This is a genomic window from Pseudomonas sp. UC 17F4, from assembly GCF_900101695.1.
Lineage (GTDB): Bacteria > Pseudomonadota > Gammaproteobacteria > Pseudomonadales > Pseudomonadaceae > Aquipseudomonas.
In genome coordinates this window covers 820,126-832,844 of the sequence record NZ_FNKV01000001.1, presented here as the reverse complement: position 1 = coordinate 832,844, position 12,719 = coordinate 820,126, and the positions used below count along the sequence as shown (strand labels likewise).

General features: G+C 63.4%; 12 protein-coding genes. 10 read left to right on the top strand and 2 right to left on the bottom strand.

Features of this window, described 5'->3' with window-relative positions; translation table 11 throughout:
- Nucleotides 1-14: 14 nt before the first annotated feature.
- Complete coding sequence (locus BLR26_RS03735) at nt 15-1,397, bottom strand: glutamine synthetase family protein (RefSeq protein WP_045199574.1); 1,383 nt, start codon at nt 1,395-1,397, stop codon at nt 15-17.
- A gap of 247 nt (nt 1,398-1,644) precedes the next feature.
- Between BLR26_RS03735 and BLR26_RS03730 the strand changes: the two genes are divergently transcribed.
- The 5 genes from BLR26_RS03730 to BLR26_RS03710 all read left to right on the top strand — a co-directional run bounded on the left by BLR26_RS03730 (nt 1,645) and on the right by BLR26_RS03710 (nt 6,407).
- A complete protein-coding gene (locus tag BLR26_RS03730) occupies nt 1,645-2,523 on the top strand; it encodes a LysR family transcriptional regulator (protein ID WP_093378006.1) in 879 nt (292 codons plus the stop codon).
- A gap of 242 nt (nt 2,524-2,765) precedes the next feature.
- Nucleotides 2,766-3,035, top strand: a complete 270-nt coding sequence (gene rpoZ, locus BLR26_RS03725; RefSeq protein WP_045199570.1) for a DNA-directed RNA polymerase subunit omega — start codon at nt 2,766-2,768, stop codon at nt 3,033-3,035.
- A 60-nt stretch (nt 3,036-3,095) separates the two neighbouring features.
- Nucleotides 3,096-5,204 carry a bifunctional GTP diphosphokinase/guanosine-3',5'-bis pyrophosphate 3'-pyrophosphohydrolase gene (gene spoT, locus BLR26_RS03720; RefSeq protein ID WP_045199568.1) on the top strand — a complete coding sequence of 703 codons (2,109 nt, stop codon included), beginning with the start codon at nt 3,096-3,098 and terminating at the stop codon, nt 5,202-5,204.
- Between the two features lie 23 nt (nt 5,205-5,227).
- Nucleotides 5,228-5,608 carry a RidA family protein gene (locus BLR26_RS03715; RefSeq protein ID WP_003229509.1) on the top strand — a complete coding sequence of 127 codons (381 nt, stop codon included), beginning with the start codon at nt 5,228-5,230 and terminating at the stop codon, nt 5,606-5,608.
- A 61-nt stretch (nt 5,609-5,669) separates the two neighbouring features.
- Entirely contained in the window at nt 5,670-6,407 is a 738-nt protein-coding gene (locus BLR26_RS03710; protein ID WP_093378001.1) for a hypothetical protein, read from the top strand.
- A gap of 3 nt (nt 6,408-6,410) precedes the next feature.
- Here the strand turns inward: BLR26_RS03710 and BLR26_RS03705 are convergent, their stop codons facing one another.
- Nucleotides 6,411-7,268 carry an SDR family oxidoreductase gene (locus tag BLR26_RS03705; protein WP_093377997.1) on the bottom strand — a complete coding sequence of 286 codons (858 nt, stop codon included), beginning with the start codon at nt 7,266-7,268 and terminating at the stop codon, nt 6,411-6,413.
- Between the two features lie 195 nt (nt 7,269-7,463).
- Here BLR26_RS03705 and exbB point away from each other — a divergent pair, with 195 nt between their 5' ends.
- The 5 genes from exbB to recG all read left to right on the top strand — a co-directional run bounded on the left by exbB (nt 7,464) and on the right by recG (nt 12,715).
- On the top strand, nt 7,464-8,453 hold the full coding sequence (gene exbB, locus BLR26_RS03700; protein WP_093377992.1) for a tonB-system energizer ExbB: 990 nt from the start codon (nt 7,464-7,466) through the stop codon (nt 8,451-8,453).
- Nucleotides 8,454-8,456: 3 nt separating this feature from the next.
- Entirely contained in the window at nt 8,457-8,882 is a 426-nt protein-coding gene (gene exbD, locus BLR26_RS03695; protein ID WP_045199557.1) for a TonB system transport protein ExbD, read from the top strand.
- Nucleotides 8,879-9,616, top strand: coding sequence for an energy transducer TonB (locus BLR26_RS03690; RefSeq protein ID WP_045199555.1), 738 nt, complete (start codon nt 8,879-8,881; stop codon nt 9,614-9,616). The genes exbD and BLR26_RS03690 overlap by 4 nt, the downstream gene beginning before the upstream one ends.
- A gap of 93 nt (nt 9,617-9,709) precedes the next feature.
- Complete coding sequence (locus BLR26_RS03685) at nt 9,710-10,630, top strand: hydrogen peroxide-inducible genes activator (protein ID WP_045199553.1); 921 nt, start codon at nt 9,710-9,712, stop codon at nt 10,628-10,630.
- A gap of 9 nt (nt 10,631-10,639) precedes the next feature.
- Entirely contained in the window at nt 10,640-12,715 is a 2,076-nt protein-coding gene (recG, locus tag BLR26_RS03680) for an ATP-dependent DNA helicase RecG (protein WP_093377989.1), read from the top strand.
- The last annotated feature ends 4 nt before the right edge of the window (nt 12,716-12,719 follow it).

Below are 12,719 nucleotides of genomic sequence, written 5' to 3'. Positions count from 1 at the left end.
TGTTTTCTCCGGCGTCACACCGTGTGCAGGTACCAGTTGTATTCGAGGTCGGAAATCGACACCTCGAACTCGGCCATCTCGCTTTCCTTGCAGGCGACAAAAATATCGATGTAGTCGGGGCTGATGTACTTGTTCAGCACTTCACTGTCATCGAGCTCACGCAGCGCATCGCGCAGGTTGTTCGGCAGGCTCTGCTCCAACTGCTCGTAGGAGTTGCCCTCGATAGGCGCTCCCGGCTCGATCTGGTTGGTCAGGCCGTGGTGGATGCCGGCGAGAATGGCCGCCATCATCAGGTACGGGTTGGCATCGGCGCCGGCAACCCGGTGCTCGATACGCACGGCATCGCTGCTGCCGGTCGGCACGCGGACCGCTACGGTGCGGTTGTCCAGCCCCCAGCTCGGCGCGTTGGGCACGTAGAACTGGGCACCGAAACGCCGGTAGGAGTTGATGTTCGGGCACAGGAAGGCCATCGACGCCGGCATGGTCTCAAGCACGCCACCAATGGCGTGGCGCAGGGTTTCGCTTTGCTCGGGGTCTTCGCTGGTGAAGATGTTCTTGCCGGTTTTCTTGTCCAGCAACGAGATATGCACGTGCAGGCCGTTACCGGCCTGGCCCGGATAGGGCTTGGCCATGAAAGTGGAGTCCATTTCATGGTCGTAGGCGATGTTCTTGATCAGGCGCTTGAGCAACACCGCGTAGTCGCAGGCCTTCATCGGGTCGGCAACGTGGTGCAGGTTGACCTCGAACTGCGCCGGGGCGCTTTCCTTGACGATCGCATCCGCCGGGATGCCCTGCTCCTTGGCGGCTTCAAGCATGTCCTGCAGGCAATCGACGTATTCGTCGAGATCGTCGATCAGGTACACCTGGGTCGACTGCGGGCGCTTGCCGGAGATCGGCGAACGCGGCGGTTGCGGGCGGCCGTTGAGGTTGTCCTGGTCGATCAGGTAGAACTCAAGCTCAAACGCTGCGCAAATATCCAGGCCCAGCGCATCGAACTTCTCCACCACGCTGCGCAGCACTTCCCGCGGGTCGGCGAAGAATGGCGTACCGTCCAGTTCGTGCATGGTCATCAGCAATTGCGCGGTCGGACGCTTCTGCCACGGCTCGTAGGCCAAGGTACCGGGGATCGGGAAGCAGATGCGGTCGGCATCGCCGATGTCCAGGCCCAGGCCGGTGCTTTCGACGGTCGAGCCGTTGATGTCCAGGGCAAACAGCGAAGCCGGCAGGTTGATGCCTTTTTCGTAGACTTTAACCAGGCTTGCACGCTCGATGCGCTTGCCACGCACCACGCCGTTCATGTCTGCAATCAGCAGATCGACAAATTGCACCTCAGGGTGGGCCTGGAGAAATTCGCCCATCTCATCGAGAGGGATGGCGCACGGGGAGACCGACGTCATGGCTAGGCATCCTTTGATTTTTTATCGAACGACATGGAGGAGGTACTACTGCGCTATCGAGAGCGGCGATGGTTTCATTTGTTCTTTTTAAGTGGTCCCATCGTGGGGAACAGCTGAACGCCGTGGGTTCGCACGGACGTTCCAGATTTTTCTGACAACGTCGCGACTTGATTCACGACTGCCGCCTCACTATAGAATGGCCCCCACGCAACAGACATTGGCATTTAGGCAAGTAAAGAGTGCATCCATGCAATATCAGATCAGCCACGCCGACCTTTCCCTGGTGCTTGCACTGGTCCGCGGCCGCTCCCTGGCCAAGGCCGCCGAGCTGCTGAAGGTCGATGTATCGACTGTTTTTCGTTCGATCCGGCGCATGGAAGCCGCCCTGGGTACCGCGTTGTTCGTCAAAAGCCGCAAAGGCTACATCCCCACCGGTACCGCCCAGGCCCTGGCCGAGCAGGCCGAACGCGCCGAGCAGGCACTGGATGCCGCGCGGGTGGCGCTGGAACTCGGTGAGCAGGTGGTCAGCGGCACGGTGCGCCTGACCTGCACCGACGCCGTGCTGCACAGCCTGTTGCTGCCAGCGCTGGCCGAGTTCATGCCGGCGTATCCGGCGCTGTCGCTGGAGCTGGCGACCTCCAACACCTTTGCCAACCTCAGCCGGCGCGATGCCGACCTGGCGCTGCGCCTGACCAACACCCCGCCGGAGCACCTGGTCGGGCGCTGCCTGGGATCGGCGTCCTATGTGGTGTGCGGCCGCGAAGAGTTTCGCGACAAGCTCAAGGACGCGCCGGCGGCGCTGCCGTGGATAGCCCCGGACGACACCATGCAGGACCACCCCACCGTGGTCTGGCGCAGCGAACACCTGCCCGGGGTCATGCCGCGCTACCGTTGCAGCAGCATCTCGGCGATTGCCCAGCTGGTAACCGCCGGCATGGGCGTGGCGGCCCTGCCAGACTACATGGCCCATACCCTGCCCGGCGTCGAATCGCTGAGCGCTGCCCTGCCCGGCTGCGACACCGAAGTCTGGCTGCTGACCCGCCCCGATTGCCGCGCCTTGCGTTCAGTGCAGACGCTGTTCGACGAATTGACCCCGCGCCTGCGCGATGCCTTGGGTCGCCAGTGAAATCGTCCTCGCGGGGCAAGCCCGCTGCCACAGAACCTCTGTAGGAGCGGGCTTGCCGCGCGATGCTATTGAATTGAGCACGCATACAAGACAGTTGTGCTAGAGCCCTGCAAGTAGGTATCGTCGAGGTATCAAGGACTCGAAATGAAATCAGCGCTTCCCTAAAGGCTGGTGATTTTTTAAACTATCGAGTCCGCTCGCCCTTTCGGGCTGAACTCCGCATTTGCTACTTGAGGAAGACCATGGCCCGCGTAACCGTTGAAGACTGCCTAGAACACGTGGCTAACCGTTTTGAGCTGGTCATGCTCTCCACCAAACGTGCCCGTCAACTGGCCACCGGCGGCAAAGAGCCGAAGCTGCCATGGGAAAACGACAAACCTACCGTCATGGCCCTGCGCGAAATCGCTGAAGGCATCTGCACTGATGAGTTCATGGCTGCAGAGTCGATCCAGACTCAAGTTGAGCCAATGTTCGCGTTCGGCGAGGGTGACGAGACCAACGAGGCGGTCTAAGCCCATGCCTGGTCGACGTAGTACGGCACCGGTCATCGTCCCTTGGCAAGAGGTCATCCCATGCCGAGCATAGACGCCCTCGCCGATCGCTTGTCGACCTACCTCGGCGCCGACCAGGTCAACCTGGTGCGCCGGGCGTATTTCTACGCCGAACAAGCCCACGACGGCCAGCGCCGTCGCAGCGGCGAAGCCTACGTCACGCACCCGCTGGCGGTGGCAAGCATCCTTGCCGACATGCACATGGACCATCAGAGCCTGATGGCCGCCATGCTTCATGACGTGATCGAAGACACCGGCATCGCCAAGGAAGCACTCAGCTCGCAATTTGGCGAAACCGTGGCCGAACTGGTCGACGGCGTCAGCAAGCTGACCCAGATGAACTTCGAGACCAAGGCCGAAGCCCAGGCGGAAAACTTCCAGAAAATGGCCATGGCCATGGCCCGGGATATCCGTGTGATCCTGGTCAAGCTGGCCGACCGCCTGCACAACATGCGCACCCTCGAAGTGCTGTCCGGCGAAAAGCGCCGGCGCATCGCCAAAGAAACCCTGGAAATCTACGCCCCCATCGCCAACCGCCTGGGCATGCACAGTGTGCGCGTAGAGTTCGAAGACCTCGGCTTCAAGGCCATGCACCCGATGCGCTCGGCGCGCATCTACCAGGCGGTCAAGCGCGCCCGCGGCAACCGCAAGGAAATCGTCAACAAGATCGAAGAGTCGCTGGCCCACTGCCTGGCGGTCGACGGTATCGAAGGCGAAGTCAGCGGCCGGCAGAAGCACCTCTATGGCATCTACAAGAAGATGCGCGGCAAACGCCGGGCCTTCAACGAGATCATGGACGTCTACGCGTTCCGCATCATCGTCGACAAGGTCGACACCTGCTACCGCGTGCTGGGCGCCGTGCACAACCTGTACAAGCCGCTGCCGGGGCGCTTCAAGGATTACATCGCGATCCCCAAGGCCAACGGCTACCAGTCGCTGCATACCACGCTGTTCGGCATGCACGGGGTCCCGATCGAGATCCAGATCCGCACCCGCGAAATGGAAGAGATGGCCAACAACGGCATCGCCGCCCACTGGCTGTACAAGTCCAGTGACGACGAGCAGCCCAAGGGCACCCATGCCCGGGCGCGCCAATGGGTCAAAGGCGTGCTGGAAATGCAGCAACGCGCGGGCAACTCCCTTGAATTCATCGAGAGCGTGAAGATCGACCTGTTCCCGGACGAGGTCTATGTGTTCACGCCCAAGGGCCGGATCATGGAGCTGCCCAAAGGCTCCACGGCGGTCGACTTCGCCTACGCGGTGCACACCGACGTCGGCAACAGCTGCATTGCCTGCCGCATCAACCGCCGCCTGGCGCCGCTGTCCGAACCGCTGCAGAGCGGCTCGACGGTCGAGATCGTCAGCGCCCCGGGGGCGCGACCGAACCCGGCCTGGCTCAACTTCGTGGTGACCGGCAAGGCCCGTACGCACATCCGCCATGCGCTCAAACTGCAGCGCCGCTCGGAATCCATCAGCCTCGGCGAACGCCTGCTGAACAAGGTTCTCAACGGCTTCGACAGCGCCCTGGACAAGATCCCCCAGGAGCGCATCCAGGCCATGCTCGGCGAATACCGCCTGGAGCTGATCGAAGACCTGCTCGAAGACATCGGCCTGGGCAACCGCATGGCCTACGTAGTGGCCCGCCGCCTGCTGTCCACCGAAGGCGAGCAACTGCCAAGCCCGGAAGGCCCGCTGGCCATTCGCGGCACCGAAGGCCTGGTGTTGAGCTACGCCAAATGCTGCACGCCGATCCCGGGCGACCCGATTGTCGGTCACCTGTCGGCGGGCAAAGGCATGGTGGTGCACCTGGAAAACTGCCGCAACATCAGCGAAATCCGCCACAACCCGGAAAAATGCATCCAGCTGTCCTGGGCCAAGGATGTCACCGGCGAATTCAACGTCGAGCTGCGCGTCGAGCTTGAGCACCAGCGCGGCCTGATCGCGCTGCTGGCCAGCAGCGTCAACGCCGCCGACGGCAATATCGAGAAAATCAGCATGGATGAACGCGATGGTCGCATCAGCGTGGTCCAACTGGTGGTCAGCGTGCACGACCGTGTGCACCTGGCACGCGTGATCAAGAAACTGCGCGCCCTGACCGGGGTGATCCGAATCACCCGCATGCGTGCGTAGCCCAATAACAGCAAGGAGTCATCATGACCAAGACCGTCATCACCAGTGACAAGGCCCCAGCCGCCATCGGCACCTATTCCCAGGCGATCAAGGCCGGCAACACGGTGTACATGTCCGGGCAGATCCCGCTGGACCCGAAAACCATGGAACTGGTCGAAGGCTTCGAAGCCCAGACCGTCCAGGTCTTCGAAAACCTCAAAGCCGTTGCTGAAGCCGCTGGCGGTTCGTTCAAGGACATCGTCAAGCTGAACATCTTCCTCACCGACCTCAGCCACTTCGCCAAGGTCAACGAGATCATGGGCAAGTACTTCGACCAGCCGTACCCGGCCCGCGCCGCCATTGGCGTTGCTGCCCTGCCGAAAGGCTCGCAGGTTGAAATGGATGCCATCCTGGTCATCGAGTAACACCCCCGAGGGCGCGCCGCCCGGTGCGCCCTCATCCCCCGCCCCTGCAAGGACCCCCGCCATGCGCTACGCGCTCGCCCTGTCGCTGCTCGCCACCCTGTTGAGCGGCTGCGCCAGCCACAGCCCGGAAGACCTCAACGGTACCTGGATCAACCAGAACGCCATCGACGCTGCCGCCAAAGGCTCCAACCTGCGCCAGGCCCTGCTCGCCAACGGCCCGAACCTTGAGTGGAAGGTCAACGTTGCCGCCAGCCAGGCCACCTTCAGCAATGGCTTTGAAGCGGGCGACGGCAAGCTCAAGGCGCTCAAAGATGGCCAGTGGGAAGTCGATTTCTACGGTAACTACGCCGAGACGCTGAGCCTGGACGGCGACGAACTGGTTCAAACGGCCAGTGACGCCAACCCGCAGCAGAGCTTCCAGCGCGCCGAAACCCCGGCACCCATTGATGCGCCAGCTGGCACCACCTTTGAAACCGAGCTGTACAAGGCTTACATGGGTGGCGACTGGAAGATTATCGAGGGCCCGGGACAGGGTGCAGTGGCGCATTTTCGCGCCAACGGCAGCCTCGACGGCCTGCCCGGCCTGGATCGCTACGCGCTGTGCCTGGCTGGTGATTGCGCGGCCATGAGCGGCGAGCACGACAGCCTGTGGCTGGAACGCAACCAGCAGGGCAACCCGTGGATTTTCACGCGTGACGGCAAACAGCTGGAAATCTTCCAGGCCGTCAACAAGGCCCAGGCCGACGAGATGCCCGATCTGCAACCTGGCCCTCGTCGCTGGCTGCTTGAGCGTCAGTAAGGGTTAATTGCTACCGGCAAGGATGGCCGCATAGCCTTCCTTGTAGCTTGGGTACTGTGGCGCCCAGCCCAGTGCCCGGGCCCGGGCGTTGCTGCAGCGCTTGCTGCCGGCACGGCGCACCCGCTCCTGTTCCGACCACTGGGTAACGCCCATGTACTCGCGCAGCCAGGCAACCACGTCAAACAGCGGCGCCGGCGCGTCATCGACACCGATGTAGCAGTCGTCCACAGCCTTGCCTTGCTGATCGCTCTTGAGCAAGAACGCCAGCAGCCCGGCAGCATCTTCAGCGTGAATGCGGTTGCCGTACAGCGGCGGCTCTTCGGTTACTCGATAACCCTGGCGGACCTGGCTGAGCAGCCATTCGCGACCCGGGCCGTAGATGCCCGTAAGGCGCACGATGGTCGCCGGGATGCCGCTGGCCAGGGCCAGTTGCTCGGCTTCGAGCATGACCTTGCCCGAATAGCCTTCAGGCGCCACGGCAGCAGTTTCGTCAATCCACTCGCCGTCCTTCTGCGCATACACGCTGCTGCTCGAGACAAACAGCAGGCGCCGCGGCTTTTGCCCGCGCTCGGCCAGCCAGGCCAGCACGTTGCGCAGGCCCTCGACATAAGCGGCCTGATAACCGGCTTCGTCATGCTGGCTGGCGGCAACGCTGTAGACCAGGTAATCCGGAGCGTCAACCGGCCAGTCGGCCGGGCAACGCGAGTCATTCAAGTCGGCAGCGATCGCCGTCACCCCCTCTGGCAATTGGCCAACACTGCGGCGCAAGCCGCTCACCGGCCAGCCAGAGGCCAGCAATTGCTTGGCCAGACGGCCACCGACATCGCCACAACCGACGATCAGAACTGAGGGCGCAGACATCCTGAAACTCCGCAAATCAAAGGCCCAGCCTATCCAAATAAATCGATAGGCGGCTAGCTATGATGGAAAAAAAGTAACTTTATTACTTCTGCTAACAAGAATTACTTGCAATAATGGCCACCCAATTTTGTTCTCGGCCTGTCTCGAGGCCTGGAAGGACAACCACCTCTTTCTTCTTCATCAGGTCAGGCCAGCATGACACGTATCCAACCTTCCGCTTCGCCAACCACGTCGCGCGCATGGCGCGCCGTTGCCGCGCTGATGCTCAGCCTGGTGATGGCACCCGCCGCCCTGGCCGATGAGCCGACCACCGCACCCGCCACTCCAGCCGCCGCCGTTGCACCGGCCGCACCGGGTGCCGAACAGGCTGCTGCGCCGACCGATCCGGCTGCCGCGCCTGCTGTTGCTCCGGTTGATGGCCAGGCCGCCAGCCCGGCTGACGAAAGCGTTGAAGCACTGGTTGAAGATACCAGCCTGGGCATGGCCCACGACCTGTCGCCATGGGGCATGTACAAGAACGCCGACATCGTGGTGAAGATCGTCATGATCGGCCTGGCCATCGCCTCGATCATTACCTGGACCATCTGGATCGCCAAAGGCTTCGAGCTGCTGGGCGCCAAGCGTCGTCTGCGTGGCGAGATCGCCGCCCTCAAGCGTGCCACCACCCTCAAGGAAGCCAGCGACAGTGCCAACAAAGAAGGCACCCTGGCCCACATCCTGGTTCACGATGCCCTGGATGAAATGCGCCTGTCGGCCAATACCCGCGAGAAAGAAGGCATCAAGGAGCGCGTCAGCTTCCGCCTTGAGCGCCTGGTAGCTGCCAGCGGCCGCAACATGAGCAGCGGCACCGGCGTCCTCGCCACCATCGGTTCCACCGCGCCGTTCGTCGGTCTGTTCGGTACCGTCTGGGGCATCATGAACAGCTTCATCGGCATCGCCAAGACCCAGACCACCAACCTCGCCGTGGTTGCCCCGGGTATCGCCGAAGCCCTGCTGGCCACCGCCCTGGGCCTGGTCGCAGCGATCCCTGCGGTGGTCATTTACAACGTCTTCGCCCGCTCCATTGCCGGTTACAAGGCGCAGGTGTCCGATGCCTCGGCCGAAGTCCTGCTGCTGGTCAGCCGCGACCTGGACCACCAGCCAGGCGATCGCGCCGCGGCACCTCACATGGTTAAAGTGGGCTAAGCCATGGGCCTGCATCTTAACGAAGGTGGCGACGACCTCGCCGAAAACCACGAAATCAACGTCACGCCGTTCATCGACGTCATGTTGGTCCTGCTGATCATCTTCATGGTGGCAGCGCCGCTGGCAACCGTCGACATCAAGGTCGACCTGCCAGCCTCGACCGCAAAACCGGCGCCGAGGCCCGAGAAGCCGGTGTTCCTCAGCGTCAAGGCTGACCAGAACCTGTACGTCGGTGACGAGCAGGTCCAGCGTGACCAGCTCGGCGCGATTCTCGACGCCAAGACCAAGGGCGACAAGGACACCACGATCTTCTTCCAGGCCGATAAAGGTGTCGATTACGGCGATCTGATGGAAGTCATGAACACGCTGCGCGCGGCCGGTTACCTGAAAGTCGGTCTGGTCGGCCTTGAGACGGCAGCCAAGAAATGATCAAGACGCGGCATAAGCTGGCGCGTTACAGCAGTAGTCTGGCGATTGTGCTGGGTATCCATGCCGTTGCCGTGTTGCTGACGCTCAATTGGTCGGTGCCCCAAGCGATCGAGTTGCCGCCTGCGGCAATGATGATCGAAATGGCCCCGATGCCCGAACCGGCCCCGCCACCTCCACCCAAGGTGGTCACCCCGCCACAGCCGCCAGCGCCGGTCGAAGAACCGCCGCTGCCGAAACTGGCCGAGGCGCCGAAACCGAAAATCGCCATTGCCAAGCAGGTCAAGCCAAAGGCCAAACCGCAGCCGCCCAAGCCCGAGAAAAAGCCTGAGCCGCCGCAGGAAAAGCCGGCCGACGAGGAAGTGGTCGATACACCGCCAACCACCGCACCGTCGCAGAAATCGGCGGCTCCGGCGCCGAGCATCGCCACCAACAGCAATGCCCTGCCGACCTGGCAGAGCGATCTGCTGCGACACCTGGCGAAGTACAAGCGCTACCCGGAAAACGCCCGGCGCATGCGTATGGAAGGCATCAACCGCCTGCGCTTCGTGGTCGATGGCGAGGGCAAGATCCTCTCCTATGCCCTGGCTGGTGGATCGGGCAGCGCGGCACTGGATCGGGCGACCCTGGAGATGATCCGTCGCGCGCAACCGGTGCCACCGCCGCCTAAAGAACTGCTCAACAACGGCAGCATTGAAGTGATCGCGCCTTTCGTCTACTCGCTGGACAAACGCTAACGCTTTGTTTCTGTCACAAACGAGCAAGTCTGATAACGTGCGTCTATCGATTGCAGCCGCTATGCTGGGGCCGCAACTTCATGGACGCACGTTATGACCCTCACAGAATTGCGCTACATCGTCACCCTCGCCCAGGAGCAGCACTTCGGCCACGCCGCCGAACGCTGCCACGTCAGCCAGCCGACCCTGTCGGTCGGCGTCAAGAAGCTTGAGGACGAGCTGGGTGTACTGATCTTCGAGCGCAGTAAAAGCGCGGTACGCCTGACCCCGGTCGGCGAAGGCATCGTTGCCCAGGCGCAAAAGGTACTCGAGCAGGCCCAGGGCATTCGCGAGCTGGCCCAGGCCGGCAAGAACCAGCTGACCGCCCCGCTGAAAGTCGGCGCGATCTACACCGTCGGCCCCTACCTGTTCCCGCACCTGATCCCGCAACTGCACCGGGTCGCCCCGCAGATGCCGTTGTACATCGAAGAGAACTTCACCCACATCCTGCGCGACAAGCTGCGCAATGGCGAGCTGGACGCAGTGATCATCGCCCTGCCGTTCAACGAAGCCGACGTACTGACCCTGCCGCTGTACGACGAGCCGTTCTACGTGCTGATGCCCAGCGAGCATCCATGGACCCAGAAAGAAACCATCGACGCCAGCCTGCTCAACGACAAGAGCCTGCTGCTGCTCGGTGAAGGCCACTGCTTCCGTGACCAGGTGCTCGAGGCGTGCCCGACCCTGGCCAAAGGCAGCGACGGCGCCAAGCACACCACGGTCGAGTCCAGCTCGCTGGAAACCATTCGCCACATGGTCGCTTCGGGCCTGGGCGTATCGATCCTGCCGCTGTCGGCAGTGCACAGCCACCATTACGCCCCGGGCGTGATCGAAGTGCGCCCGCTGAGCCCACCGGCGCCGTTTCGGACCGTGGCCATCGCCTGGCGCGCCAGCTTCCCGCGGCCCAAGGCCATCGAGATCCTCGCTGACTCGATCCGCCTGTGCTCGGTCGCCAAACCCGCCGCGAGCCAGTAGGAAAGCACCATGCCGGAGTTGTCCCAGGTCTCGGTGACCGCGCTCAAGGGAGTCGGCGAGGCCATGGCCGAAAAACTCGCCAAGGTCGGCCTGGAGAACCTCCAGGACGTGCTGTTCCACCTGCCGCTGCGCTATCAGGACCGCACCCGCGTGGTGCCCATCGGCGCCCTGCGCCCGGGCCAGGATGCAGTGATCGAAGGCGTGGTCAGTGGCACCGACGTGGTCATGGGCAAGCGCCGCAGCCTGCTGGTGCGCCTGGGCGACGGCAGCGGCGTTCTGAGCCTGCGCTTCTACCACTTCAGCAACGCGCAGAAGGAAGGCCTCAAGCGCGGCACCCACCTGCGCTGCTACGGTGAAGCGCGCCCGGGTGCTTCCGGGCTGGAAATCTACCACCCGGAATACCGCGCGCTGACCGGCGACGAGCCGGCCCCGGTGGAGCAGACCCTGACCCCGATCTACCCGACCACCGAAGGCCTGACCCAGCAGCGCCTGCGCCAGCTGTGCCAGCAGAGCCTGGCCCTGCTCGGCCCGCGCAGCCTGCCGGACTGGCTACCGGACGAACTGGCCCGGGATTACCAACTGGCGCCGCTGGACGATGCGATCCGCTACCTGCACCACCCACCGGCCGATGCCGACGTCGATGAGCTCGCCGAAGGCCACCATTGGGCCCAGCACCGCCTGGCGTTCGAAGAGCTGCTGACCCACCAGCTGTCCCAGCAGCGCCTGCGCGAAAGCCTGCGCGCCCAGCGTGCGCCGGTATTGCCCAAGGCCAGCCGCTTGCCCCAGCAGTACCTGGCCAACCTCGGCTTTGCACCAACCGGTGCCCAGCAACGCGTGGGCAACGAGATCGCCTACGACCTCAGCCAGCCAGAGCCGATGCTGCGCCTGGTGCAAGGCGATGTCGGCGCCGGCAAGACCGTGGTCGCTGCCCTCGCTGCCCTGCAAGCGCTGGAAGCCGGTTACCAGGTGGCGCTGATGGCACCCACTGAGATCCTCGCCGAGCAGCATTTCATCACCTTCAAGCGCTGGCTGGAGCCGCTGGGCATCGAAGTCGCCTGGCTGGCCGGCAAGCTCAAGGGCAAGGCACGCAGCAGCGCCCTGGAACAGATCGCCGCCGGCGCCCCGATGGTGGTTGGCACCCATGCCCTGTTCCAGGAAGAAGTGAAGTTCAAGAACCTGGCCCTGGCGATCATCGACGAACAGCACCGCTTCGGCGTGCAGCAGCGCCTGGCCCTGCGCCAGAAAGGCGTGGGCGGTCAACTGTGCCCGCACCAGCTGATCATGACCGCCACGCCGATCCCGCGCACCCTGGCCATGAGCGCCTATGCCGACCTGGACACCTCGATCCTCGACGAATTGCCGCCAGGCCGCACCCCGGTCAACACCGTGCTGGTAACCGACAGCCGGCGCTTCGAAGTGGTCGAGCGGGTGCGCGCGGCCTGCGCCGAAGGGCGCCAGACCTACTGGGTCTGCACCCTGATCGAAGAATCTGAAGAGCTCACCTGCCAGGCCGCCGAAACCACTTACGAGGAACTTAGCAGCGCCTTGGGCGAGTTGCGTGTCGGCCTGATTCACGGGCGCATGAAACCTGCGGAGAAAGCCGCGGTGATGGCCGAATTCAAGCAGGGCAATTTGCAGCTGCTGGTGGCAACCACGGTGATCGAGGTTGGTGTCGACGTGCCCAATGCCAGCCTGATGATCATCGAGAACCCCGAGCGTCTGGGCCTGGCCCAATTGCACCAGCTGCGCGGCCGGGTTGGCCGGGGCAGCGCGGTGAGCCATTGCGTGCTGCTGTATCACCCGCCGCTGTCGCAGATCGGCCGCGAACGCCTGGGGATCATGCGCGAGACCAACGACGGCTTCATCATCGCCGAGAAAGACCTGGAGCTGCGCGGCCCGGGTGAAATGCTCGGCACCCGCCAGACCGGCCTGCTGCAATTCAAGGTCGCTGACCTGATGCGCGACGCTGACCTGCTGCCCGCCGTGCGCGACGCCGCCCAGGCCCTGCTGGCCCGCTGGCCGTCACACGTCAGCCCCTTGCTGGAACGCTGGCTGCGCCACGGCCAGCAATACGGCCAAGTGTGACGCC

Bases quoted from the DNA above. Each gene is read 5' to 3' on its own strand.
- BLR26_RS03735 (WP_045199574.1), bottom strand. From the start codon at position 1,397: ATGACGTCGGTCTCCCCGTGCGCCATCCCTCTCGATGAGATGGGCGAA.
- BLR26_RS03730 (WP_093378006.1), top strand. From the start codon at position 1,645: ATGCAATATCAGATCAGCCACGCCGACCTTTCCCTGGTGCTTGCACTG.
- rpoZ (WP_045199570.1), top strand. From the start codon at position 2,766: ATGGCCCGCGTAACCGTTGAAGACTGCCTAGAACACGTGGCTAACCGT.
- spoT (WP_045199568.1), top strand. From the start codon at position 3,096: ATGCCGAGCATAGACGCCCTCGCCGATCGCTTGTCGACCTACCTCGGC.
- BLR26_RS03715 (WP_003229509.1), top strand. From the start codon at position 5,228: ATGACCAAGACCGTCATCACCAGTGACAAGGCCCCAGCCGCCATCGGC.
- BLR26_RS03710 (WP_093378001.1), top strand. From the start codon at position 5,670: ATGCGCTACGCGCTCGCCCTGTCGCTGCTCGCCACCCTGTTGAGCGGC.
- BLR26_RS03705 (WP_093377997.1), bottom strand. From the start codon at position 7,268: ATGTCTGCGCCCTCAGTTCTGATCGTCGGTTGTGGCGATGTCGGTGGC.
- exbB (WP_093377992.1), top strand. From the start codon at position 7,464: ATGACACGTATCCAACCTTCCGCTTCGCCAACCACGTCGCGCGCATGG.
- exbD (WP_045199557.1), top strand. From the start codon at position 8,457: ATGGGCCTGCATCTTAACGAAGGTGGCGACGACCTCGCCGAAAACCAC.
- BLR26_RS03690 (WP_045199555.1), top strand. From the start codon at position 8,879: ATGATCAAGACGCGGCATAAGCTGGCGCGTTACAGCAGTAGTCTGGCG.
- BLR26_RS03685 (WP_045199553.1), top strand. From the start codon at position 9,710: ATGACCCTCACAGAATTGCGCTACATCGTCACCCTCGCCCAGGAGCAG.
- recG (WP_093377989.1), top strand. From the start codon at position 10,640: ATGCCGGAGTTGTCCCAGGTCTCGGTGACCGCGCTCAAGGGAGTCGGC.